Origin of the sequence: Azospirillum fermentarium (assembly GCF_025961205.1) — a bacterium.
GTDB lineage: Bacteria > Pseudomonadota > Alphaproteobacteria > Azospirillales > Azospirillaceae > Azospirillum > Azospirillum fermentarium.
Genome location: NZ_JAOQNH010000003.1, coordinates 899,920 through 921,619 on the forward strand (window position 1 = coordinate 899,920; position 21,700 = coordinate 921,619).

Genomic DNA, 21,700 nt, shown 5'->3' on the forward strand with positions numbered 1-21,700 from the left:
TCCGGTCAGACCTGCAGAATTTCCTTTTCCTTGGACGTCACGATCTCGTCGATCTGCTTGATGTGCTGATCGGTCACGGTCTGCACCTTGTCGGCCAGCCCCTTGTGCTCGTCCTGGCTGATCTCGTTGGCCTTTTCCGCCTTCTTCAGGGCGTCCATGCCGTCGCGGCGCACGTTGCGCACGGCGACACGGGCCTGTTCGGCGTACTTGTGGGCCACCTTCACCAGTTCCTGGCGGCGTTCCTGCGACAGGTCGGGGATCGGCACACGGATGGTCTGACCCTCGGTCTGGGGGTTGAGGCCCAGGCCGGAATCACGGATGGCCTTTTCCACCGCCTTGATCATCGAGCGGTCCCACACCTGCACCGACAGCAGGCGCGGTTCGGGCACCGACACGTTGGCCACTTCCTTCAGATGGACGCGGCTGCCGTAGGCCTCGACCGTCACCGGCTCCAGCAGGTTGGTGGAGGCGCGGCCGGTGCGCAGACCGGACAGTTCCTTCTTGAGAGCATCAAGCGCGCCATCCATACGCCGCTTGAGGTCGGAGACATCAGGGACCACGGGTCACTCCCTTTCTTCGTCCGTAATGATGGTGAATTTGCCCTTCCCCGCCATCACCTCGGCGAACATGCCGGGGGTATGGATGGAGAAGACGAGAATCGGAATGTGATTCTCCCGCGCCAGCGCAATGGCCGAGGCGTCCATCACCTGGAGATCCTTGGACAGAACCTCCAGATAGCTCAGCCGCTCGTACCGGGTGGCGTTGGGATCTTTCTTGGGGTCGGCGGTGTACACGCCATCCACCTGCGTGGCCTTCAAAAGCCCGTCGCAGCCCATTTCGGACGCGCGCAGGGCAGCCGCGGTGTCGGTGGTGAAGAAGGGGTTGCCGGTGCCGGCGGCGAAGATCACCACCCGGCTCTTTTCCATGTGGCGGATGGCGCGGCGGCGGATGTACGGCTCGCACACCGACGACATGGGGATGGCCGACTGCACGCGGGTGCTGACCCCCATGCGCTCCAGCGCGCTCTGCATGGACAGGGCGTTGATGACGGTCGCCAGCATGCCCATGTAGTCGGCGCTGGCCCGTTCCATACCCGACGCCGCACCCTTGATGCCGCGGAAGATGTTGCCGCCGCCGATGACCAGGCACACCTGCACGCCCATGCGCACGACGGTGCGGACCTCTTCGGCCACCTGGCGGATCATGTCGGGGTCCAGGCCATAGTCGCGCTGGCCCATCAGGGCCTCGCCCGACACCTTCAGCAGAACCCGCTTGTACCGGGCGCCGCCCTCCGGCGCCGCCCCGGAAGTGTCAACCGCCGCGTTTTCCGCCATGGACCGCCCCCTGTGATGCGTTCATAAACCGTTGGACGAGGTTGCCGGCGGGATGGCCGCAACGGCACCCCCTTCATATGGGGCTGGCCGTCCGGCAGCGCTCCGGCAAACGCACGGATCCGCCAAGAGAAGCCGTTTCCGGCCCGCCGCCACAGGGGCGCGGGCCGGAAACGGATCACACGCGGCTTGCGTGGATCAGGCGTTGCCGCCGGCCGCCGCGGCCACTTCCGCCGCGAAGTCCGACTGCGCCTTCTCGATGCCTTCGCCCAGCGCGTAGCGGACGAAGCCGGTCAGCTTCACCGGGGCGCCCAGCTCCTTGGCGGCCTTTTCGACCACGGCGCGGACCTTGGTCTCGCCGTCGATCACATAGATCTGCTCCAGCAGGCAGACCTCTTCGTAGTACTTGCGCAGGCGGCCTTCGACCATCTTCTCGATGATGGCTTCGGGCTTGCCCGAGGCGCGGGCCTGGTCGGCCAGCACGCTCTTCTCACGCTCCAGGGCGGAGACGTCCACGTCGGCGATGTCGAGCGCGTCCGGGCGGGCGGCGGCCACGTGCATGGCGATCGACTTGCCCAGCTCGGTCAGCTTGGCGGCGTCGCCGGTGGACTCCAGGGCCACCAGAACGCCGATCTTGCCCAGGCCCGGCGCGATGGCCGAGTGAATGTAGGACACGACCACGCCCGACGACACCGACAGCTTGGCGACGCGGCGCAGGTTCATGTTCTCGCCGATGGTGGCGATCAGGTGGGTCAGCTCTTCGCCGACATTGCGGCCGGTGCCGGGGAAGGCAACGGTCTTCAGCGCCTCGACATCGGCCTCGCCGGTCACGGCCAGCTTGGCGACCGACGCGGCGAAGCCCTGGAAGGTTTCGTTGCGGGCCACGAAGTCGGTTTCGGCGTTCACCTCGACCGCGGCACCCGAGGTGCCTTCGGTGGCGACGGCCACCAGACCTTCGGCGGCCACGCGGCCCGACTTCTTGGCGGCGGCGGCAAGGCCCTTCTTGCGCAGCCAGTCAACGGCACCTTCGAGGTCGCCGGCGGTCTCCGCCAGCGCCTTCTTGCAGTCCATCATGCCGGCGCCGGTCTTCTCGCGCAGTTCCTTGACGAGCGAGGCGGTAATCTCGGCCATGGTCAGCCCTTTCTCCCGAAAACGGTCAAAATCGAAACAGGTCGGTACAAAAAAGGCAGCCGGGGCCACGGCCGTGGCCCGGCTGCCCCATGCGGCGGATCAGGCCTGGGCCGGAGCCTCTTCAGCCTCACCACCTTCCGGCAGAGCTTCTTCCGGGGCTTCTTCCTGGGCGCCCACGTCGATGCCGGCGGCGCTCATTTCAGCCTGCAGGCCGTCGAGCACGGCGCCCTGCACCAGCTCGCAGTACAGGTCGATGGCGCGCAGCGCGTCGTCGTTGCCGGGGATGGGGAAGGCCACGCCGTCCGGGTCGGAGTTGGAGTCGAGAACCGCGATGACCGGGATGCCCAGCTTGTTGGCTTCCTTGACCGCGATCGATTCCTTGTTGGTGTCGATGATGAACAGGATGTCGGGCAGGCCGCCCATCTCCTTGATGCCGCCCAGCGCGCGGTCCAGCTTTTCCTTTTCGCGGGTCAGCATCAGGATTTCCTTCTTGGTCAATCCCGACGTGTCGCCCGACAGGCGCTCTTCCATCTCGCGCAGGCGCTTGATCGACTGGGAGATGGTCTTCCAGTTGGTCAGCATGCCGCCGAGCCAGCGGTGGTTCACATAGTACTGGCCGCACTTGGAGGCGGCTTCGGCAACCCGTTCCTGGGCCTGACGCTTGGTGCCCACCAGCAGGACGCGGCCGCCGCCGGCCACCACGTCGCGCACGGCCTGAAGCGCACGGTGCAGCATCGGAACGCTCTGTTCCAGATCGATGATGTGCACGCCGTTGCGGACGCCGAACAGGTACGGCGCCATCTTGGGGTTCCAGCGGCGGGTGTGGTGGCCGAAGTGGACGCCGGCTTCCAGCAGCTGGCGCATGGAGAAGGTCGGGATAGCCATGATATCTGGTCCTTACAGGTCCGGTTGTTTCCGCCGCGGGCGTGGCCTGAACATGCGCCGATTCGGCGCACGCGCAAACACCGGAGGGGGATGTCCAGGGACAGCCCGGTCACCCGCCAGCCCGCGTGTGGTTTTGACGACGGCGCTTTCATAGCCCGCCCCGCCCGGTTTGGCAACAGCCCCTGTTGTGAAAATGCAGCGGGTCTGCCCACAAAACAGTGTCACAGGCTTTCATCTGGTCAGGGTGCCCCGTTTGGGGTAGTAATTCCGCTGTCCACTTCCCGCTCCCTGGACTTTCCCATCATGAGCCGCACCGACGTTCTCCGGCCGGTCCTGCAGGCAGTCGCCTCGCCCGGCCGTCTGTTCGTGCCTGTCTTCTGCCTTCTGCTGCTGGCCGCCGCCGCCCCCGTCTTCACCGACGAGATCCCGCCGCTGGCCGATTACGTCAACCATCTGGGCCGGATGCGGGTCATCGCCGGGATCGGCGGCGACCCGATGCTGGCCCGCCTGTACGAGATCGACTGGGCCATCATCCCCAATCTGGTGATGGATATCCTGGTGCCGCGGCTGATGCGCGTCACCGACATCTACACGGCGGGACAGTTGTTCGTCTTTGCCACGCTGGCGCTGATGGCCACCGGGCCGATGGCGGTCCACCGGGCGCTGTACGGACGGGTGTCTCCCTGGCCGATGGTGGTGTTCCCGTTCCTTTATAATGGGATCTTTCTGTTCGGCTTCATGAACTACCTGTTCGGGGTGGGTGTTGCCACCTGGGCGCTGGCCGGCTGGATCGCGTGGCGGGACCGTTCGCCGCTGTTCCGCGGCACGGTGTCGGCGGTGGCGGTGCTGGTGCTGTTCGCCTGCCACCTGTTCGCCGTCGGGCTGTACGGGCTGGCGCTGCTGAGCGTGGAGGGGTGGCTGCTGTCGCGGTCGTGGCACCTGACGCGCACGCCCGCCGGGCGGCGGCGGATCATCGCCGACGTCCTGGCCTTCGGCCTGCCGTTCCTGCCGGTGATCCCGCTGATGCTGGCCAGCCCGACGCTGGGCCTGTCCACCGAAAACATCTGGGAATCGTCGGGCAAGCTCGACGGGCTGATGTTCATCATCCAGGGTTATTGGGACACCTTCGACCTGACGGTGGCGGGGCTGGTGGCCGCGGGCGGCATCTGGGCCGTGCGCCGCAACCTTCTGTCGCTGCACCCCATGGGGCTGGTGTTCCTGGTGCTGGGCACGGCGGTGTTCATGGCCATGCCGCGCATGCTGTTCGGGTCGTGGGTGGCCGACACCCGGCTGCCGGTGGCGCTGTTGTTCCTGATCGTCGGCTTCGCCCGATTCGATGCCGGCGACCGGGCGGTGCGCACCGCCTTCTACGCCTTCCTGGTGGGGGTGGCGCTGGTGCGCTTCGTCGATGTGCAGGTGAACTGGCAGGCGCTGCGCCACGTCAACACCGACATGCAGGAGTCGATGCACCTGATCGACCCCGGCAGCACCGTGCTGGTGGCCCACGCCGACCAGCCGGCGGGCAACGACATGACCAACCAGGCGCTGAGCCACGCGCCGTGCATCGCCATGATCGAACGCTCGGCGCTGGTGTCCACGGCGTTCAGCGTGCCGGGCAAGCAGATCCTGTCCATCCGCCCGGAATACCGCGGTCTGGTGGACGACAACGACGGCGACCCGCCCACCGTCAGCCAGCTCCTGGCCACGGCGGACGAGGGCGTGCCCGGCCAGCCCCGCTACTGGGATGCGTGGCCGGTGCGCTACGATTACCTTTACGTTCTGTTCACCGAGGGGAACCCCAACCCCGATCCGGCCCATCTGACCCTGCTGCACCAGGGGCCGCAGTTCCAGCTCTACAAGGTCCACCCGGACCTGAGCGACCTGCCGGAAAGCGAGTGAGCAAACGGGCTATGCTGCGTGTGGAGTGACGGAGATCGACGTCTGGATCTCGTCGTAACCGGCGCGCAGCATCCCATCCTCACGCTCGATCAGCCCCACCGCCTCCAGGGCTGTCACATCCTCGTGAACCCGCTTGACGTCCCGCCCCAGACTGCGCGCCAGGGCGCGGATGCTGGGGGAGGGGTTGCCGTGCAGATGGCACAGAAGGGCATGGCGCCGATCGGTCATCACCGACGCCAAGGATGACCACGTGAGAAAGGTGACGGTATCCCGCGGCTCGACGGCCTCCCCCCGTTCGGCCCGTTTCCACGCCTCGGCCACACGGGCGGCGGCATCGCGCAAGCTGCCGCCGACAACGATGGATTTCTTCATCGGCCCCTCCTGTACTCTTCAACGTCGGAAACGAACCGTTCCAACAGATCGTCCACCGACTGAAAGACGAACGGTTCCTCCCCGTCCACCGTGTGCCGGTGATCGCCCTTTCCACGCTCGTTGTCGTACCCCAGAACCCGCGTTCCGCCGGACACATAGACGAAACGGTATTTGAAGCCATGGGTGGTTGGCGGCACCGGGTCGGGCACACGCCACACCACCATTTCGGCCAAGTCGCCGTCGGGGTACGAAACACGTTCGCGAATCAGCAGCACGGCCTTCATGATGGCGTATCATGCCATCACGGTGAACCGCCATCAACACCCTCCCCCACGTGGCGGATGACGGGACGGCACCGGGTCTGGAATACTGCGCCGGCCATACCGTCCGCCCACCCGACAGGACCGCCGCCATGAGCCAGACCGAACATCCCTTCGCCCCGTACGTCCGCATCCTCGGCAAGGGGCCGACCCTGTCCCGCTCGCTGACGCTGGAGGAGACGGAGGCCGCGGTGGGCATGATCCTGCGCGGGGAGGTGGAGCCGATCCAGCTTGGCGCCTTCCTCTGCCTGATCCGGGTGAAGACCGAAACGCCCGACGAGCTGGCCGGTTTCACCCGCGCCTGCCGCAACGCCCTTCCCCTGCCCGCCGAACGCCCGGCGGTGGCTCTGGATTGGCCGGCCTATGCCGGGAAATCGCGGCGGCTGCCGTGGTTCATCCTGTCGGCGCTGCTGCTGGCACGCCACGGGGTGACGGTGTTCATGCACGGCACCGACGGCCACACCGCCGGGCGCCTGTTCACCGGCGCGGCATTGGAAGCGCTCGGCATCGCCCCGGCGGAGTCGCTGGAGGATGCGGCGGTGCGGCTGCGGCGGGACCGTTTCGCCTATCTGCCGCTGGCCCGGCTCAGCCCGGCCATGCAGGGGATCATCGGGCTGAAAAAGGTGCTGGGCCTGCGCAACCCCATGCACACGGTGGCGCGGATGCTCAACCCGTTCGACGCGCCGTGCCAGATCATGGGGGTGGCCCATCCCCCCTACCGCGACGCCCACCAGAAGGCCGCCGCCCTGCTGGGCCAGCCGCGGCTGGCGGTGTTCAAGGGCGAAGGGGGCGAGGCCGAACGGCGCCCGGAAAAGCCGTGCGAGGTGCTGACCGTCACGAATGGCGCCTTGGGGAGCACGGTGTGGGCACCGATGGCCCAGACACCCGCCGTGCGTCACGACACGGTGATGGATCTGGGCCGTTTCCGCGCCGTGTGGACGGGAGAGGCACGGGACGAAGAAGGCGAGGCGGTGGTGATCGCCACCGCCGCCGTCGCCTTGGTTCTGTTGGGGCGGGCGGCAGGCCAAGAGGAGGCCGAGGCGCTGGCGCGGGCTTTGTGGGAGAGCCGGCACGCCGGATGATTGGGCTACCGCCCAAACCCGTTCGGGGCGATGCCCCGAACCCCCTTTTCTTTTATCTATAAAAAAGGGGGAGGCTTGGAGGCGTCCGCCTCCAAACGGGGTCGGGGCGGTAGCCCCGCGCTCACTCCGGCGCCGCGGCCAGCCAATGCCCCAGGGTTCCCCGCGGGGTTGCCGCCGCCTCGCTCCAGCCGGGCGGGACGCCGTTCATGTCGGGCAACTGGTGGGCGATGCCCTTGTGGCAGTCGATGCAGGTGCGCTGCCCGGTGAACAGGTACTGCTGGTGGATGCGGGCCGCCCGCGCCCCCTGTTTGGTGATGTCCATGGATTCCGCCGAATGGCAGTTGCGGCATTCCAGGGAATCGTTGGCCTTCAGCCGCGCCCATTCGTGCTCGGCCAATTCGCGGCGCTTGGCGACGAACTTGTCGCGGGTGTCGATGGTGCCGAAGATCTTGCCCCACACCTCCTTCGAGGCCTGCATCTTGCGGGCGATCTTGTCGGTCCAGGGGTGGGGCACGTGGCAGTCGGGGCAGGTGGCCCGCACGCCCGAGCGGTTGGTGAAGTGAATGGTGGTCTTCAGCTCCTCATAGGGGTTGTTCTTCATCTCGTGGCAACTGATGCAGAAGGCTTCCCGGTTGGTGGCCTCCAGCGCCGTGTTGAAGCCGCCCCAGAAGATCACCCCCGCCGCAAAGCCGCCCAGCGTCAGGAACCCCAGGCTGAGCGTGCGGGCCGGGCCGGCAATGATCCGCCAGGGCCGCACAAGGAATCCCGGCAGTCTCCCCAACGGTCTCATGGCAGCCCCCCGCCGGGGGCGGGCCGGCTCAGCATGCTGTCGATGTCGGTGAAGGTGTTGGGCACCAGCGGCTGGGCCACCGTCTGCGGCACGTGGCATTGCAGGCAGAAATACCGCCGCGGCGATACCCCGCCCAGCGTCTGTCCCGCGCGGTCAACATAATGGGTGATGCTGATCATGGGGGCCTGCGACGCCGCCGTGTACTGGCGGCTGTGGCAGGTCAGGCAGCGGTTGGCGTTGATGGTGATCTGGTAATCGCGGATGTTGTGCGGAATCACCGGCGGCTGCTCGGGATAATTGCGGGCGACCCGGCGGTCGTCGGTTACGTCCGCCGGCACCGGCGGCGCCGGGTTGACGTCGGTGAAGGCCACCGGCGGGCGGAACGGGTCGTCACGCTGGGGCGTGGTCTGAGCCGTCAGCAGGGCCGGCGCGAGGAACGGCAGGACCGCAAACGCGGCATACAGGAACGGGCGCATGATGATGATCCTCCCCCTCGTCAGACCGGCACCACCTTGACGGCGCATTTCTTGAAATCGGTCTGCTTGCTGATCGGGTCGGTGGCGTCCAGCGTGCATTTGTTGATCAGGCGCGCGGAATCGAACCACGGCACGAAGACCACCCCGCGTGGCGGCTTGTTGCGCCCGCGGGTTTCGACGCGGGTGCGGATCTCGCCGCGGCGGGACACCACCGTGACCTCCGATCCGCGGCGCAGGCCGCGGGCCTGGGCGTCGTCGGGGTGCATGAACACCATGGCCATGGGCATGGCACGGTAAAGTTCGGGCACCCGCATGGTCATGGACCCGGAATGCCAGTGTTCCAGCACCCGGCCCGTCACCAGCCACAGGTCGAAATCCTTGTCCGGCGATTCCGCCGGCGGTTCATAGGGGAAGGCGAAGATGTTCGCCTTGCCGTCGGGATTGCCGTAGAATTTGACCCCCTCCCCCGCCGGAACGAAGGGGTCCAGCCCCTCGCGGTAGCGCCAGCGGGTTTCCTGCCCGTTCACCACCGGCCAGCGCAGGCCGCGCACCTCGTGATAGGTGTCGAAGGGCGCCAGGTCATGGCCGTGGCCGCGCCCGAAATCGGCGTATTCCTCGAACAGCCCCTTTTGCACGTAAAAGCCGAAATCCCTCGATTCATGGTTCCCGTACTGGGGGTTGAGTTCGGAGACGGGGAAACGGTCCACGGTGCCGTTGCGGAACAGCACGTCGAACAGCGTCTTGCCGCGGTAGCCGGGGTTGGCGTCCAGGATCTCCTTGGGCCACACCTCGTCGGTGGTGAAGCGCTTGGAGAATTCCATGATCTGCCACAGGTCCGACCGCGCCTCGCCGGGGGCGTTCACGAGCTGGTGCCAGAAATGGGTGCGGCGCTCGGCGTTGCCATAGGCGCCCTCCTTCTCCACCCACATGGCGGCGGGCAGGATCAGGTCGGCGGCCGACGCGGTGACCGTGGGATAGGCGTCCGACACCACGATGAAATTGTCGGGGTTGCGGTAGCCGGGATAGGTCTCGTTGTTGGTGTTGGGGGCCGCCTGAAGGTTGTTGTTCACCTGGATCCAGAAGGCGTTGAGCTTCCCGTCGCGCAGCATGCGGTCCATCAGCACCGCGTGATAGCCGATCTTGGCCGGCAGCAGCCCCTCGGGCAGCTTCCACGCCTTTTCGGCGTGGGCGCGGTGGGTGGGGTTGGCCACCTGCATGTCGGCCGGCAGGCGGTGGGAGAAGGTGCCCACCTCCCGCGCGGTGCCGCAGGCCGACGGCTGGCCGGTCAGGGAGAACGGGCTGTTGCCCGGCTCGGAGATTTTTCCGGTCAGCAGATGGATGTTGTAGACCATATGGTTGACCCACACGCCGCGCACGTGTTGGTTGAACCCCATGGTCCACAGCGACATGACCTTGGTCTTGGGATCGGCGTAGAGTTCGGCCAGGGCCAGCAGCCGTTCCTTCGGTATCCCGGTCAGTTCGGCGGTCTTCTCCACCGTGTATTCGCTGACGAAGGCGGCGAAGGCATCGAAGTCGATGGGTTTGGAATCGGTGGGATCCTTGGCGTTGGCCGCCCGCACCTCCAGCACGTGCTCGGGCCGCAGGCCATAACCGATGTCCTTCTGCCCCAGGCGGAAATTGCAGTGTTTGGCCACGAAGTCCCGGTTCACCCGGCCGGTCTGGATGATGTGGTTGGCGATGAAATTCAGGACAGCCAGATCCGTTCCCGGCACGAAGACCATGGGGATGTCGGCCAGCTCGAAACTGCGGTGTTCGAAGGTGGACAGCACCGCCACCTTGACGTGTGTGTGGGACAGCCGGCGGTCGGTGATACGGGTCCACAGGATGGGGTGCATCTCCGCCATGTTGGAGCCCCAGAGCACGAAGGCGTCGGCGTGCTCGAAGTCGTCATAGCAGCCCATCGGCTCGTCCATGCCGAAGGTGCGGATGAAGGCCACCGCCGCCGAGGCCATGCAGTGGCGGGCGTTGGGGTCCAGGTTGTTGGTGCGGAAGCCGGCGCGCATCAGCTTGGACGCGGCATACCCCTCCCAGATGGTCCATTGGCCGGAGCCGAACATGCCCACGGCATCCGGCCCCTTCTCCTTCAGCACCCGCTTCCACTGGCGGGCCATCTCGTCGAAGGCACGGTCCCACGACACCGGCTGGAACTCGCCGTCCTTGTGGTACTGTCCGTCGCGCATGCGCAGCAGCGGCTGGGTCAGCCGGTCCTGACCGTACATGATCTTGGACAGGAAATAGCCCTTCACGCAGTTCAGGCCGCGGTTGACCTCCGCCTGCATGTCGCCGTGGGTGGCGACCACGCGGTCGTTCTTGACCGCCACCATCACGCCGCAGCCGGTGCCGCAGAAACGGCACGGCGCCTTCGACCATGTGAGCGCCGCATCCTCGCCCGCGACCGCCGATGTCTGGGCCAGCGCCGGAAGGCTGATGCCGCCCGCCGCCGCCGCCGCCGCCACGGCCTGGGACTTCAGGAAATCCCGCCGATCCATCATGGGGACGTTTCCTTTCCTTGTTCGATTGTCTGTGGCGGCCCGTCAGGCCGCGTCCATGTGGTGAAACACCATCACCGCCGACAGCACGCCGGGCATCAGGTGGATGGCGGTCATGCGCTCGGCGATCCAGCCCTCGTGCGGGCCTTCCAGGGTCACCACCAGCTTGGAATCCTGCTCCAGATGCACTTCCACCCCGTCCAGGGCGGCCAGGGCGGCACGCACCCCGTCCACCATGCCGGGCCGCACATGGACCAGAAGGGAGGCCAGATGGATTTCCGCCGCCGCCTGGGGGATCGGGGGAACCGGGTCGATCGTCATCGTGCGAACCCCTCTTTCTGAACGGCCCGCACGGTCACCGCACCGGCGGGACAGGCGGACACGCAGGCCCCGCAGCCGGAGCAGGCATCCTGCTCCACCACAGGCAGCGCCGCCCCGCCGGGGGCGAGCCGGAAACGGATGGCCGATTGCGGGCAGACATCGCCGCAACTGCGGCAGAACACCCGCTGCACGGAGAAACAGGCCGGCTCGGCAATGAGCGCGGCCAGATCCCACGGCGCCCGCACCGCCCCTGTGGCCGGATCGGTCCGCTGGAACACCGGGTGGGAACAGGCATCGGCGCAGGCACCGCAAAAGCTGCATTCTCCCCGGCGGAAATCCACCACCGGAAAGCCGCCGTCCCCGATGGCCACGATGCCTTCGGGGCAGGCGGGAACGCAGGCGTTGCAGCGCGTGCAGGCGGCGGTAAAGCGCGTCTCAACCGCCCAGGGCGGCCGGATGGGGGATGGTCCGGGGCGGGGCCGCCCGCGCAAGAAGGCACGGCGGCCCGAATCCACGTCGTCGGGCATGGTGGCGCACCTCCCCGTCAGACCGGCGGCGGTCCCGGCGGGCCGAAGATCATCTGCCCGATCCACACGGCAAAGCCATAGCCGCCCACCACCGCCACCGCCAGAAACGGCCAGATGACGAAGGCCAGCAGCACGAACATGGACAGCTCCCGCCGCCGGTCGCCCGGTTGGGGAGACAGCGCCGAAGGGGGTACACCATTTGGGTGATGAGGAGAGGCTGTTTTCATGACGCCCACCGCACTCTGATGAAATTACAACCAACGGCACGCCTAAAGCGTGCGCGAATGGCTGTATTCTGACCAGAACCACTTTAGGAATAAGCCGAATAGGATCGTTTTTCCAGCCCAAACAATACTTTCATAAAGAAAGCTGCATTTCGATCATGTTCGAAATTATTCTGAATTCTGCGTTTTGATTTTTATCAAATCAGAAAATGCTTTTATAAAGCCATGCACATGCGGCCAGCCCCCATCGGAGGGGGCTGGCCAGAAAACAGGCAGCGGTTAAAGGGACCGATGGATGGCTATTCCGCGGCGTGGCGGTTGTGGGTGCCCTCGGCGAATTCCTCGATCATCTTTTTCACGAAGGCCGGCAGGTCGTCGGGCTTACGGGAGGTGACGAGGCCGCGGTCGGTGACCACCGGCTCATCCGCCCACATGGCCCCGGCGTTGCCCAGGTCGGCCTTCAGCGACGGCCACGAGGTCATCCGCCGCCCCGACACGCCGCCGGCGTCGATCAGGGTCCAGGGACCGTGGCAGATGGCGGCGATGGGCTTGCCCGACTGGACGAAGCTGCGCACGAAGGCGATGGCCTTCGGCTCCAGCCGCAGGGCGTCGGGGTTGATGACCCCGCCGGGCAGCACCAGCGCGTCGTAACGGCCGGGGTCGGTGGAATCGAGGGCGGCGTCCACGGGCACGGTCTCGCCCTTGTCGTGGTGGTTCCAGCCCTGGATCTGCCCCGTCTTGGGGGCGACGACGTGGACGGTGGCGCCGGCGTCCTTCAGCGCTTTCACGGGCTCGGTCAGTTCCACCTGCTCGAATCCGTCGGTGGCGAGAACGGCGACGGTCTTTCCGGTCAGCTTCTGGGCCATGGCGGTGTCTTTCACAGCGGTTGCAGGGATGCCCCGCCAACCGGACACACCGTCATCGGTTCCTGCGCACCACGGCTACGGCGAACGCATGCGCCCGCCACCGCGCCGCAGCCGCAACGGACAGGCAACGTCATCGCCCGCCGACGGAGGCCGGAGCTTCTATGCCATGTCCCGCATAAGCTGATCCGCCTCTTCGCTGGCCGCCTGAGCGTCGGCCTTGTGGGCCTCGCTCCCGTCCAGATGCTCGCAGTAATAACCATACGCCTCAGAGACCGTTGCCCGGCGCAGCCCATGGCGCGCCGATTCCAGGTGCCCGGCTTCCTTGAACGACAGCATTCCCGCCCCTTCCGCCCTTTGTGCAAGCATAAGGGATGAAGCAATCGCCGGACAAACGATTCCGCCGCCGGCAAGAATCCGCAGGAATTGCAGGCTGGCGGCTCAATGCATCCGCGACACCGCATCGGCCAGCCGGATCGGCTCCGACAGGCGCCATCTGGGGGAGAATCGCAGCACCAGCTCCACCGCGGATTCCAGCCCCACCCGGTGCCCCGCCGACACGAACACCGGCCGCGTGCCCGGCCGCGTGCGCAGAGCCACCCCCACCATCTCCTTGCGGTGGAACATGGGCGACACGGCGCCACGCTCCGGCCCCGGCTCCTCGTAGCGGCCCACCAGCCGCGATTTGGCCACGCCGATGGTCGGCAGGCCGGTCACCACCCCCAGATGGCTGGCAAGGCCGAAACGGCGCGGGTGGGCGATGCCCTGCCCGTCCACCACCACCAGATCGGGCGGGACCGGCAGCAGCGCCAGCGCCGCCGCCATGGCCGGCACCTCGCGGAACGACAGAAAACCGGGGACATAGGGAAAGCGCGTCGGCTGGACCAGCAGGACCGAGCGGGTCAACTCCAGCGTGTCCGGGTCCATCTCCGCCACCGCGGCCCAGGTGCAGCCGTCATGCTCGCTGTAATGGGCATCCACCGCGGCGATGCGGGTCAGGGGGGTGGGAAAATCGTCGCGGACCACCACCAGCCGGCGCAGGCGTTCCTGCACCGGCACCGCCTGTTCCGGGGTTTCCGGCCAGTTCTCAGGCTCGAGACCGGCGGGGCCGGTCATTCGGTGTCCGGGTGGCGGGGCTTGGCGGCGGTGGGCCAGGGATCGCCCAGATCCTCCGCCAGACAGGCCCAGCGGACCGCCTCCAGCCGGATGCCGCCGCCGCCGGCGAAATGCAGGGTCACGCCCGCGTCCCCCGGTTCCAGCGCCAGCAGTTCCAGCATCTGGTGGCGGTCGTTCAGGTCGATGCCGCGGGCCTTGACCGCCCGCACCCCCTCGAACCGCACGGCGCAGTGGGTGCGCTCGTACGGGTAGAGGCCATCGTCGTCGGCGGTGGGGCCGTTGATGGTGCGCGGCTGGTCCGCCGTTTCCCATTTGAAGCGGTTGACCACCAGAACGAACCGTTCCTCGTCCGGCTGGAAGGCCATTTCCGTCAAGGGAACGATCGCATCCTGCAAACAGGCAGAGATGACGTGCAGGCCGTCGGCATCCTCGGCCCGCAGGCGGATCGGCGTGGCAGCGGTCATGGCCCCCCTCAAAGGCATCAATCGTCGTCGGTCAACCGTTCGATGTCCGCACCGCAGGCGGCCAGCTTGGCTTCGAGCTGCTCATACCCGCGGTCCAGATGGTACACACGGGAGATAATGGTTTCTCCCGCCGCTGCAAGACCCGCCAGCACCAGCGACACCGATGCGCGCAGGTCGGTGGCCATCACCGGCGCCCCGGTCAGCCGCTCCCGTCCGCGCACCAGGGCGGACGCGCCGTGCACGGTGATGCTGGCCCCCATGCGCATCAGTTCGGGCGCGTGCATGAAGCGGTTCTCGAAGATGGTCTCGGTGATCATGGCCGCCCCCTTGGCCGTGCACATCAGCGCCATCATCTGGGCCTGGAGGTCGGTGGGGAAGCCGGGGAACGGCTCGGTCATCACGTCCACGCCGACCAGACCGCCGTTGGCCCGCGACACGATCATGCCGTCGGGGGTGGGGGAGAATTCCACGCCCGCCTGTTCCAGCACCGTCACCGCCGACTGGATCAGGCCGATGCTGGTGTTGGTGATCTCCAGCCGCCCGCCGGTGATGGCGGCGGCCATGACGTAGGTGCCGGTCTCGATGCGGTCGGACACGATGCGGTGGGTGGCGCCGTGCAGCCGTTCCACCCCGCGGATGCGCAGCGTGTCGGTGCCGATGCCGCTGATGTCGGCGCCCATGGCGACCAGGCAGTGGGCCAGATCGGTCACTTCCGGTTCACGGGCGGCGTTGATCAGCTTGGTCTCGCCCTTGGCCAGGGTGGCGGCCATCAGCAGGTTTTCCGTGGCGCCCACCGACACCTTGGGGAAGACGAACTCCGCCCCGCGCAGGCCATTGGGCGCGCGGGCGACCATGTAGCCGCCCTCCAGCTCGATCTCCGCCCCCATGGCCTGCAGACCCTTGATGTGAAGGTCCACGGGCCGGGCGCCGATGGCGCAGCCGCCGGGCAGCGACACCCGCGCCTGGCCGCAGCGGGCCACCAGCGGCCCCAGCACCAGCACGCTGGCGCGCATCTTGCGCACCAGATCATAAGGCGCGGTGGTGTTGGTGATGTCGCGGGCGGTCAGTTCCACCACCCGGCCGGCGCAATCGCCGCCGGCCCCTTCCATGCGGATGCCGACCCCGTGCTGGAGCAGCAGGTTGCACAGGGTGTTGATGTCGGCCAGGATCGGCAGGTTCTTCAGAACCAGCGTCTCGTCGGTCAGCAGGCTGGCCGTCATCAGCGGCAGGGCGGCGTTCTTCGCCCCGCCCACCGCGATGGAGCCATGAAGCGGGCGGCCGCCGCGGATGCGGATCTTGTCCATAAGGTCTGTCCCGAAGAGTGCGTGTTCTGGATAAGGAGCGTGCGGATCAGAGACGCGGCAGCGTCACGCCCTTCTGCCCCATGTATTTGCCCGATTTGTCGGCATAGGAGGTCTCGCACACCGTGTCGCCCTTGAGGAACAGGAACTGGCACAGCCCCTCGTTGGCATAGACCTTGGCCGGCAAGGGCGTGGTGTTGGAGATTTCCAGGGTGACGTGCCCCTCCCACTCCGGCTCCAGCGGCGTGACGTTGACGATCAGGCCGCAGCGGGCATAGGTGCTCTTGCCCAGGCAGATGACCAGAACGTCGCGGGGCACGCGGAAATACTCCACCGTGCGGGCCAGCGCGAAGCTGTTGGGCGGGATGATGCAGACGTCGGTCTTGCGGTCCACGAAGCTGTTCTCGGAGAACTGCTTGGGATCGACGATGGCGTTATCGACGTTGGTGAAGATCTTGAACTCGTCGGCCACCCGCGCGTCGTAGCCGTAGGAGCTGAGACCGTAGGAGATGACGCCCGAGCGTTCCTGGCGGTCCACGAACGGCTCGATCATGCCGTGAGACTCGGCCATTGCGCGAATCCAGGTATCCGGCATGATGCCCATCGCCGCACACTCCCTTTCCAAGAAAAAAGCCAAGATGAAAACGGAAAACCGCCCGCGTTTTAGCCGAGCGCGGGCGGTTACTCAAGCGGCCCGGACTCATTCCTGTCCGGCGTTTGTGCTGTCCGGTTCGGGGGGCGGGGGTGTTCCCTCCTCCTCGTCCGTCCGACGGCGGGCCTGTTCCTTGCGGCGCTTCAGGTTGGCGCGCAGTGCAGCGGCCAGGCGGTCGGCCTTGGCGTCGCTTCCCTTGCCGGCGGCCATGATCCCCGGCCCTCAGTGGTCCGAGCGGTGCAGGATGTCGTCGCGCAGGCCGGTGTCGTAGGCCATGCCGGCGGCGGTGACCACCGGGCCGCCCTCGCTGCGGGCGATCATGCCCTTGCGCTCCAGCACGGTCCAGACGGCGGGGTTGTTCAGCCCGGTGGCGTCGCGGCTCGACACCACGGCATCGCCCAGGTGGAAATGGTTGCCGTGCGCGTGCGGCAGGCTGGTGATGACGAAGGCCCCGTCACCCTCCGGCGCCGGGGTGCCGCCCAGACGCGCCACCTCCTGCAGCAGGGTCAGGGTCTTGAGCTGAAGCGGGTTCAGACCCGCCGGGTTCTTCTTGATGGGCGCCATGTCCGCAGTACCGTTCATGCGAAAGATTGGAAACGGCAGTAGATCGGTCCCGCCCGGGGGCTGTCAAGGCTTGGCGCGCGCGCCGTCACGCCTGGGGGCCGCCCTGCCCGAGGCCGCGTCTGGTCAGCGCCTGCGCCACCTCCTCCTCCACGGCCTGCTCCACCTTTTCGTCGATGGTCTTTTCCAGGCTGTGCGCGGCGGACTCGGCCAGACGGTCGAAGTCCCGTTTCACCGCATCCATTTCCTCGTCCGACCGCTCCTCCAGGTCGATCATGCCGTTGCGCGCGGTGGCAGCCACCCGGATCAGTTCGTCCAGCTTCAGGTGGATCGCCTCGGTGTCGCGGTTCTGGGCGTTCTGGATGATGAACACCATCAGAAACGTGACGATGGTGGTGCCGGTGTTGATGACCAGTTGCCAAGTGTCGGAGAAATGGAACACGGGCCCGGTTACCGCCCACACCAGAATGACGGCAAAGGCCAGGGCAAAGGCGGCGGGCCGTCCCGTCTGCCGTTCGACCCAGCGGGCGAAGCGCGAAAAAAACCGGTTCATTCTCACCTCCTGCCTCGTACCGGCCGGCGTATCCTCTGGAACAAGCGCTCTGGTGTCCTGTCCCTGAATCGGGCATAAAACGCACGCTGTTGGCGTGGTTTTCCAGACATGGGAAATCCCGGAGCATAAGGAAAACACGGATGACGATCGTCGTGACCGGGGTGGCCGGCTTCATCGGGATGCATGTGGCCGAGGCTCTGCTGGCGCGCGGGCAGCCGGTGATCGGCATCGATTCCGTCAACGATTACTACTCCGTGGCGCTGAAGGAGGCGCGGCTGGCCCGGCTGGCCGACAAGCCGGGGTTCCGGCTGGTGCGGGCCGACATCGCCGACCGCGATGCCATCCAGGCGCAGGCCCCCGCCATGGCCGATGCCACCGGGATGGTCCATCTGGCGGCCCAGGCGGGGGTGCGCTATTCGCTGGAAAACCCCTATGCCTACATCGACGCCAACGTCATGGGGCATACGGTGATGCTGGAGGCCGCCCGGCGGATGCCCAAACTGGAGCACGTGGTCTATGCCAGCAGTTCCTCGGTCTACGGCGGCAACAAGACCCTGCCCTTTTCCGTCGCCGACCGGGTGGACCGCCCGGTGTCGCTCTATGCCGCCACCAAGAAGGCGGGGGAGCTGATCGCCCACTGCTACAGCCACCTGTATGGCCTGCCGGCCACGGGCCTGCGGTTCTTCACCGTCTACGGCCCGTGGGGGCGGCCCGACATGGCCGCCTATCTGTTCGCCGACGCCATCATGGCCGGGCGCCCGATCCGGGTGTTCAACCAGGGACAGATGCAACGGGACTTCACCTACATCGACGACATCGTGGGCGGGGTTCTCGGCACCCTGGACAACCCGGCCCCGCCGGACGCGGACGGGGTGCGCCACCGGGTGTTCAACCTGGGCAACCACCGCAGCGAATCCCTGATGGATTTCATCGGCGTGCTGGAACAGGCGCTGGGCCGCAAGGCACAGATGGTGCTGGAGCCCATGCAGCCGGGCGACGTGGCCGCCACCTTCGCCGACATCGAGGCCACGCGCGCGGCCATCGGCTTCACCCCCCGCACCCCCATTGCCGACGGGCTGCCCCGCTTCGTCCAATGGTACAAGAGCTACCACGGCATCGCCGGGTAAGGATCGCCGCCTTATGCTGTCTCTGACTTCCGCCGCCGCTCCGTCGCTGGCCGTCCTGCCGCTGGTGGGGCTGATGCTGGCGGCGTTCGCCTGTTCCTGCGGCCTGACGCGGGGGGTGCTGGGCTATCTGCACCGCCGCGCCATCCTGGACCATCCCAACGACCGCAGCAGCCATTCCATCCCCACCCCGCGCGGCGGCGGCTGGGGGGTGGTGCTGACGTGGCTGCCGGCCCTGCTGATTCTGGGGGGGCTGGCCGGACGGCTGGACGCGGTGCTGCCGGTGCTGGCCGGGGCGGCGGCGCTGGTGTGGGTGTCGTGGCGCGACGACCGCGGCGGGCTGCCGGTGCGGGTGCGCTTCGGGGTGCAGGCCGCGGTGGTGACGGTGGGGCTGCTGGCCCTGCCCGATGGATTGATCTTTCAGGGCATCCTGCCGTTCTGGCTGGACCGGCTGGCGGCGGCCTTCCTCTGGCTGTGGTTCCTCAACCTGTTCAATTTCATGGACGGCATCGACGGCATCGCCGGGGGCGAGGCCGCGTCCATCGGGCTGGGGCTGGCGGCGGTGACGCTGCTGGCCGGCACCGACCCGCTGACGGCGGAACAGGGGGCGGTGGCGCTGGGGGCGGCCCTGGGGTTCCTGGTGTGGAACTGGCACCCGGCGCGGGTGTTCATGGGCGACGTGGGCAGCGTGCCGCTGGGCTATCTGTTCGCGTGGCTGCTGCTGGGGCTGGCGGCTCAAGGGCTGTGGGCGGCCGCACTGCTCATCCCGCTCTATTTCCTGGCCGACGCCACCTTCACCCTGCTGCGCCGGCTGCTGGCGGGCAAGAAGGTGTGGCAGGCCCACCGGGAACACATCTACCAGCGCGCGGTCCAGGGCGGGCGCACCCATGCGGCGGTGTCGGCCCGCGTGCTGACGCTCAATCTGGGGCTGACGGTGCTGGCGCTGGTGTCGGTGGAGGCGCCGTGGCGGGCGCTGGTGCTGGGGCTGCTGGTCACGGCGGGGCTGATGATCACCCTGTCCCGCCCGGTGGACGGTGCCGTCATCGCCCGGCCCGGCCGGCCCCGGCGGCTGTTGTACGTGGTGACCGAGGACTGGTTCTTCTGCTCCCACTTTCTGCCCATGGCACGGGCGGCGCGGGCGATGGGGCTGGACGTGGCCGTCGCCACCCGCATCAACCGCCACCGCGACCGGATCGAGGCGGAGGGAATCCGCGTCATCCCCTTCGACGCCGAACGCGGCAGCCTGTCCCCGGCGGAGGTGACGAAGGGTGTCGCCCGTCTGGTCGCCCTTTATCACGAGGAACAGCCGGACATCGTCCACCTGATCTCGCTGCGCCCGGTGATCGTCGGCGGGCTGGCGGCGCGGGTGGCCGGGGTGCCGGCGGTGGTGCTGGCGGTGACCGGCACCGGCTTCCTGGGCGTGTCGCGCCGCCTGAAGGCCCGCATCCTGCGCATGGCGATCGAGGTGCTGGTGGCCCGCGTCATCACCACCCGCCGCACCCGCTTCCTGCTGGAAAACCCCGACGACGGCGCGGCCCTGGCCCGTTGGGCGGGCGGGTGGAAGAACGCGGACGGGCTGCTGCCGTCCATGGTCATCGTCAACGGCGCCGGCATCGACCCCGATCACTTCACCCCCCTGCCCCAGCCGCCGGAAAACGGGCCGGTGCGCGCCGCCATCGTCGCCCGCATGGTGTGGAGCAAGGGCGTCGATGTGGCGGTGGACGCGGTGCGGGCGCTGCGGTCCCGCGGGGTGGACATCGAACTGCTGCTGGCCGGCGCCCCCGACCCGTCCAACCCCAACGCCATCACCGAAGAGACCCTGCGCGGCTGGTCCGCCGAACCCGGCATCCGCTGGCTTGGGCCGCAAAGCGACGTGCGCACGGTGTGGGAACAGGCGCACATCGCCCTCCTCCCCACCCGCGGCGGCGAGGGGCTGCCGCGCACGCTGCTGGAGGCGGCGGCCTGCGCCCGCCCGCTGGTCACCACCGACGTGCCCGGCTGCCGGTCGCTGGTGCGCGATGGGATCGAGGGGTTCGTGGTGCCCCCCGGCGACGCCGCCGCCCTGGCCGGGGCGCTGGAAACCCTGGCCGCCGATGCGCGCCTGCGCGCCCGCATGGGGGCCAGCGCCCGCGCGCGGGTGGAGAACGGCTACCGCGAGGCCGACGTGGCGGCCACCGTCGCCGGCCTGTACCGGGACATGCTGGCCGATGGGGCCGGTCATGGCTGACGCGCGGGTGCTGGTCACCGGGGCCACCGGCTTCGTCGGGCGGGTGCTGGTGCGCCGGCTGCTGGACCGGGGCGTGGCGGTGCGCGCCGCCGTCCGCGGCCCGGCGGAAGCCGCCCGCGCCGTGCTGCCGCCGGGAGCCGAGGTGGCGGTGGTGGGGGCCATCGGCCCGGACACCGATTGGACGAATGCCCTGGCGGGCGTGGACGCCGTGGCCCATCTGGCGGCCCGCGTCCATGTGATGCGCGACGCCGCCGCCGACCCGCTGGCGGAATTCCGCGCCGTCAACACCGCCGGCACCCGGCGTCTGGCCGAATCCGCCGCCGCCGCGGGTGCGCGCCGGCTGGTGTTCGTCAGCAGCATCAAGGCGGTGGTGGACGAGAGCCGCTCCACCCCCGTCACCGACGCCACCCCCGCCGATCCCCATTCCCCCTATGGCCGATCGAAGCGGGAGGCGGAAGAGGCGCTGGCCGCCGTGTCCGCCGCCACCGGGCTGGAAACCGTGGTGCTGCGCCCGCCGCTGGTCTATGGCCCCGGCGTGGCCGGCAACCTGCGTACGCTGCTGAAACTCTGTGCCCGGCGGGTGCCGCTGCCGCTGGCGGGCGTGCGCAACCGCCGCAGCCTGATCGGGGTGGAGAATCTGGCCGACGCCGTGGCCGCGTGCCTGTTTCACCCCGCCGCCGCCGGACATTGCTTTCTGGTGGACGACGGGGCGCCGCTGTCCACCGCCGATCTGGTCCGCGCGCTCAGCGCCGGGCTGGGGGTGAGGCCGCGGCTGCTGCCCGTCCCCCCCGCCCTGCTGGGGCTGGCGGCACGGCTGCTGGGACGGGCCGGCGCGCTGGACCGGGTGGCGGGATCGCTGGAACTGGACAGCCGCGGCATTCGCGGCACGCTGGGGTGGGCCCCCCCGCTGGATACCGCGTCCGGCTTGCGTGCCACCGCCGAATGGTTCAAAGCTTCCGGTGCTTGACGCA

Annotated in this window: 26 protein-coding genes; 5 read left to right on the forward strand and 21 right to left on the reverse strand. The window is 68.1% G+C overall.

What is annotated here, in order from left to right; translation table 11 throughout:
- Positions 1-5: 5 nt before the first annotated feature.
- From frr to rpsB, 4 genes are all read right to left on the reverse strand, one after another.
- Positions 6-527 carry a ribosome recycling factor gene (gene frr / locus M2352_RS24180; protein WP_264667360.1) on the reverse strand — a complete coding sequence of 174 codons (522 nt, stop codon included), beginning with the start codon at positions 525-527 and terminating at the stop codon, positions 6-8.
- 36 nt (positions 528-563) lie between these two features.
- The gene (gene pyrH / locus M2352_RS24185) at positions 564-1,334 is read right to left on the reverse strand and encodes a UMP kinase (RefSeq protein WP_264667087.1); all 771 of its coding nucleotides are present in this window, start codon (positions 1,332-1,334) and stop codon (positions 564-566) included.
- 195 nt (positions 1,335-1,529) lie between these two features.
- A complete protein-coding gene (gene tsf / locus M2352_RS24190; protein ID WP_264667088.1) occupies positions 1,530-2,462 on the reverse strand; it encodes a translation elongation factor Ts in 933 nt (310 codons plus the stop codon).
- Positions 2,463-2,561: 99 nt separating this feature from the next.
- Positions 2,562-3,347, reverse strand: a complete 786-nt coding sequence (rpsB, locus tag M2352_RS24195; protein ID WP_264667089.1) for a 30S ribosomal protein S2 — start codon at positions 3,345-3,347, stop codon at positions 2,562-2,564.
- Positions 3,348-3,650: 303 nt separating this feature from the next.
- Here rpsB and M2352_RS24200 point away from each other — a divergent pair, with 303 nt between their 5' ends.
- Positions 3,651-5,246 carry a hypothetical protein gene (locus M2352_RS24200; protein ID WP_264667090.1) on the forward strand — a complete coding sequence of 532 codons (1,596 nt, stop codon included), beginning with the start codon at positions 3,651-3,653 and terminating at the stop codon, positions 5,244-5,246.
- Positions 5,247-5,255: 9 nt separating this feature from the next.
- On the opposite strand, the gene M2352_RS24205 is transcribed toward M2352_RS24200, so the two are convergent.
- On the reverse strand, positions 5,256-5,618 hold the full coding sequence (locus M2352_RS24205; RefSeq protein ID WP_264667091.1) for an HVO_A0114 family putative DNA-binding protein: 363 nt from the start codon (positions 5,616-5,618) through the stop codon (positions 5,256-5,258).
- Positions 5,615-5,902, reverse strand: coding sequence for a toxin-antitoxin system TumE family protein (locus M2352_RS24210; RefSeq protein ID WP_264667092.1), 288 nt, complete (start codon positions 5,900-5,902; stop codon positions 5,615-5,617). The genes M2352_RS24205 and M2352_RS24210 overlap by 4 nt, the downstream gene beginning before the upstream one ends.
- A 128-nt stretch (positions 5,903-6,030) precedes the next feature.
- Here M2352_RS24210 and M2352_RS24215 point away from each other — a divergent pair, with 128 nt between their 5' ends.
- On the forward strand, positions 6,031-7,020 hold the full coding sequence (locus M2352_RS24215; protein ID WP_264667093.1) for a glycosyl transferase family protein: 990 nt from the start codon (positions 6,031-6,033) through the stop codon (positions 7,018-7,020).
- Between the two features lie 121 nt (positions 7,021-7,141).
- Here the strand turns inward: M2352_RS24215 and M2352_RS24220 are convergent, their stop codons facing one another.
- The 15 genes from M2352_RS24220 to M2352_RS24290 all read right to left on the reverse strand — a co-directional run bounded on the left by M2352_RS24220 (position 7,142) and on the right by M2352_RS24290 (position 17,378).
- Positions 7,142-7,810: a cytochrome c3 family protein gene (locus M2352_RS24220; protein WP_264667094.1), complete on the reverse strand. Its 669-nt coding sequence runs from the start codon at positions 7,808-7,810 to the stop codon at positions 7,142-7,144.
- On the reverse strand, positions 7,807-8,286 hold the full coding sequence (locus M2352_RS24225) for a nitrate reductase cytochrome c-type subunit (RefSeq protein ID WP_264667095.1): 480 nt from the start codon (positions 8,284-8,286) through the stop codon (positions 7,807-7,809). Before M2352_RS24225 ends, M2352_RS24220 begins: the two co-directional genes overlap by 4 nt.
- Before the next feature lie 20 nt (positions 8,287-8,306).
- Entirely contained in the window at positions 8,307-10,799 is a 2,493-nt protein-coding gene (gene napA, locus M2352_RS24230) for a periplasmic nitrate reductase subunit alpha (protein WP_264667096.1), read from the reverse strand.
- A 42-nt stretch (positions 10,800-10,841) separates the two neighbouring features.
- Positions 10,842-11,117, reverse strand: a complete 276-nt coding sequence (locus tag M2352_RS24235) for a chaperone NapD (RefSeq protein ID WP_264667097.1) — start codon at positions 11,115-11,117, stop codon at positions 10,842-10,844.
- On the reverse strand, positions 11,114-11,644 hold the full coding sequence (gene napF, locus M2352_RS24240) for a ferredoxin-type protein NapF (protein ID WP_264667098.1): 531 nt from the start codon (positions 11,642-11,644) through the stop codon (positions 11,114-11,116). The genes M2352_RS24235 and napF overlap by 4 nt, the downstream gene beginning before the upstream one ends.
- Positions 11,645-11,661: 17 nt before the next feature.
- Entirely contained in the window at positions 11,662-11,871 is a 210-nt protein-coding gene (gene napE, locus M2352_RS24245; protein WP_264667099.1) for a periplasmic nitrate reductase, NapE protein, read from the reverse strand.
- Positions 11,872-12,167: 296 nt separating this feature from the next.
- Positions 12,168-12,734 carry a type 1 glutamine amidotransferase domain-containing protein gene (locus tag M2352_RS24250; RefSeq protein ID WP_264667100.1) on the reverse strand — a complete coding sequence of 189 codons (567 nt, stop codon included), beginning with the start codon at positions 12,732-12,734 and terminating at the stop codon, positions 12,168-12,170.
- A gap of 159 nt (positions 12,735-12,893) precedes the next feature.
- Complete coding sequence (locus tag M2352_RS24255; RefSeq protein WP_264667101.1) at positions 12,894-13,070, reverse strand: hypothetical protein; 177 nt, start codon at positions 13,068-13,070, stop codon at positions 12,894-12,896.
- 102 nt (positions 13,071-13,172) lie between these two features.
- Entirely contained in the window at positions 13,173-13,847 is a 675-nt protein-coding gene (nfi, locus tag M2352_RS24260; RefSeq protein WP_264667102.1) for a deoxyribonuclease V, read from the reverse strand.
- Positions 13,844-14,311, reverse strand: a complete 468-nt coding sequence (locus tag M2352_RS24265) for a DUF2948 family protein (RefSeq protein WP_264667103.1) — start codon at positions 14,309-14,311, stop codon at positions 13,844-13,846. Before M2352_RS24265 ends, nfi begins: the two co-directional genes overlap by 4 nt.
- A gap of 17 nt (positions 14,312-14,328) precedes the next feature.
- On the reverse strand, positions 14,329-15,615 hold the full coding sequence (gene murA, locus M2352_RS24270; protein ID WP_264667104.1) for a UDP-N-acetylglucosamine 1-carboxyvinyltransferase: 1,287 nt from the start codon (positions 15,613-15,615) through the stop codon (positions 14,329-14,331).
- A 46-nt stretch (positions 15,616-15,661) separates the two neighbouring features.
- Complete coding sequence (dcd, locus tag M2352_RS24275; RefSeq protein WP_264667105.1) at positions 15,662-16,216, reverse strand: dCTP deaminase; 555 nt, start codon at positions 16,214-16,216, stop codon at positions 15,662-15,664.
- Between the two features lie 96 nt (positions 16,217-16,312).
- The gene (locus M2352_RS24280; RefSeq protein WP_264667106.1) at positions 16,313-16,474 is read right to left on the reverse strand and encodes a hypothetical protein; all 162 of its coding nucleotides are present in this window, start codon (positions 16,472-16,474) and stop codon (positions 16,313-16,315) included.
- Positions 16,475-16,486: 12 nt separating this feature from the next.
- The gene (locus tag M2352_RS24285; protein ID WP_264667107.1) at positions 16,487-16,828 is read right to left on the reverse strand and encodes a hypothetical protein; all 342 of its coding nucleotides are present in this window, start codon (positions 16,826-16,828) and stop codon (positions 16,487-16,489) included.
- A gap of 85 nt (positions 16,829-16,913) precedes the next feature.
- On the reverse strand, positions 16,914-17,378 hold the full coding sequence (locus tag M2352_RS24290) for a low affinity iron permease family protein (RefSeq protein ID WP_264667108.1): 465 nt from the start codon (positions 17,376-17,378) through the stop codon (positions 16,914-16,916).
- Positions 17,379-17,518: 140 nt separating this feature from the next.
- Between M2352_RS24290 and M2352_RS24295 the strand changes: the two genes are divergently transcribed.
- The 3 genes from M2352_RS24295 to M2352_RS24305 are packed head-to-tail and all read left to right on the forward strand — an operon-like array spanning position 17,519 to position 21,696.
- Positions 17,519-18,505: an NAD-dependent epimerase/dehydratase family protein gene (locus M2352_RS24295; protein ID WP_264667109.1), complete on the forward strand. Its 987-nt coding sequence runs from the start codon at positions 17,519-17,521 to the stop codon at positions 18,503-18,505.
- A gap of 13 nt (positions 18,506-18,518) precedes the next feature.
- A complete protein-coding gene (locus M2352_RS24300) occupies positions 18,519-20,729 on the forward strand; it encodes a glycosyltransferase (protein WP_264667110.1) in 2,211 nt (736 codons plus the stop codon).
- The gene (locus tag M2352_RS24305) at positions 20,722-21,696 is read left to right on the forward strand and encodes an NAD-dependent epimerase/dehydratase family protein (protein WP_264667111.1); all 975 of its coding nucleotides are present in this window, start codon (positions 20,722-20,724) and stop codon (positions 21,694-21,696) included. Before M2352_RS24300 ends, M2352_RS24305 begins: the two co-directional genes overlap by 8 nt.
- Positions 21,697-21,700 lie beyond the last annotated feature (4 nt).

Bases quoted from the DNA above. Each gene is read 5' to 3' on its own strand.
- nfi (WP_264667102.1), bottom strand. From the start codon at position 13,847: ATGACCGGCCCCGCCGGTCTCGAGCCTGAGAACTGGCCGGAAACCCCG.
- M2352_RS24225 (WP_264667095.1), bottom strand. From the start codon at position 8,286: ATGCGCCCGTTCCTGTATGCCGCGTTTGCGGTCCTGCCGTTCCTCGCG.
- pyrH (WP_264667087.1), bottom strand. From the start codon at position 1,334: ATGGCGGAAAACGCGGCGGTTGACACTTCCGGGGCGGCGCCGGAGGGC.
- napA (WP_264667096.1), bottom strand. From the start codon at position 10,799: ATGATGGATCGGCGGGATTTCCTGAAGTCCCAGGCCGTGGCGGCGGCG.
- M2352_RS24300 (WP_264667110.1), top strand. From the start codon at position 18,519: ATGCTGTCTCTGACTTCCGCCGCCGCTCCGTCGCTGGCCGTCCTGCCG.
- napE (WP_264667099.1), bottom strand. From the start codon at position 11,871: ATGAAAACAGCCTCTCCTCATCACCCAAATGGTGTACCCCCTTCGGCG.
- napF (WP_264667098.1), bottom strand. From the start codon at position 11,644: ATGCCCGACGACGTGGATTCGGGCCGCCGTGCCTTCTTGCGCGGGCGG.
- frr (WP_264667360.1), bottom strand. From the start codon at position 527: ATGGATGGCGCGCTTGATGCTCTCAAGAAGGAACTGTCCGGTCTGCGC.
- rpsB (WP_264667089.1), bottom strand. From the start codon at position 3,347: ATGGCTATCCCGACCTTCTCCATGCGCCAGCTGCTGGAAGCCGGCGTC.
- M2352_RS24235 (WP_264667097.1), bottom strand. From the start codon at position 11,117: ATGACGATCGACCCGGTTCCCCCGATCCCCCAGGCGGCGGCGGAAATC.
- M2352_RS24215 (WP_264667093.1), top strand. From the start codon at position 6,031: ATGAGCCAGACCGAACATCCCTTCGCCCCGTACGTCCGCATCCTCGGC.
- murA (WP_264667104.1), bottom strand. From the start codon at position 15,615: ATGGACAAGATCCGCATCCGCGGCGGCCGCCCGCTTCATGGCTCCATC.
- M2352_RS24285 (WP_264667107.1), bottom strand. From the start codon at position 16,828: ATGGCGCCCATCAAGAAGAACCCGGCGGGTCTGAACCCGCTTCAGCTC.
- M2352_RS24220 (WP_264667094.1), bottom strand. From the start codon at position 7,810: ATGAGACCGTTGGGGAGACTGCCGGGATTCCTTGTGCGGCCCTGGCGG.
- M2352_RS24265 (WP_264667103.1), bottom strand. From the start codon at position 14,311: ATGACCGCTGCCACGCCGATCCGCCTGCGGGCCGAGGATGCCGACGGC.
- M2352_RS24305 (WP_264667111.1), top strand. From the start codon at position 20,722: ATGGCTGACGCGCGGGTGCTGGTCACCGGGGCCACCGGCTTCGTCGGG.
- M2352_RS24255 (WP_264667101.1), bottom strand. From the start codon at position 13,070: ATGCTGTCGTTCAAGGAAGCCGGGCACCTGGAATCGGCGCGCCATGGG.
- tsf (WP_264667088.1), bottom strand. From the start codon at position 2,462: ATGGCCGAGATTACCGCCTCGCTCGTCAAGGAACTGCGCGAGAAGACC.
- M2352_RS24295 (WP_264667109.1), top strand. From the start codon at position 17,519: ATGACGATCGTCGTGACCGGGGTGGCCGGCTTCATCGGGATGCATGTG.
- M2352_RS24200 (WP_264667090.1), top strand. From the start codon at position 3,651: ATGAGCCGCACCGACGTTCTCCGGCCGGTCCTGCAGGCAGTCGCCTCG.
- M2352_RS24280 (WP_264667106.1), bottom strand. From the start codon at position 16,474: ATGGCCGCCGGCAAGGGAAGCGACGCCAAGGCCGACCGCCTGGCCGCT.
- dcd (WP_264667105.1), bottom strand. From the start codon at position 16,216: ATGGGCATCATGCCGGATACCTGGATTCGCGCAATGGCCGAGTCTCAC.
- M2352_RS24290 (WP_264667108.1), bottom strand. From the start codon at position 17,378: ATGAACCGGTTTTTTTCGCGCTTCGCCCGCTGGGTCGAACGGCAGACG.
- M2352_RS24250 (WP_264667100.1), bottom strand. From the start codon at position 12,734: ATGGCCCAGAAGCTGACCGGAAAGACCGTCGCCGTTCTCGCCACCGAC.
- M2352_RS24210 (WP_264667092.1), bottom strand. From the start codon at position 5,902: ATGAAGGCCGTGCTGCTGATTCGCGAACGTGTTTCGTACCCCGACGGC.
- M2352_RS24205 (WP_264667091.1), bottom strand. From the start codon at position 5,618: ATGAAGAAATCCATCGTTGTCGGCGGCAGCTTGCGCGATGCCGCCGCC.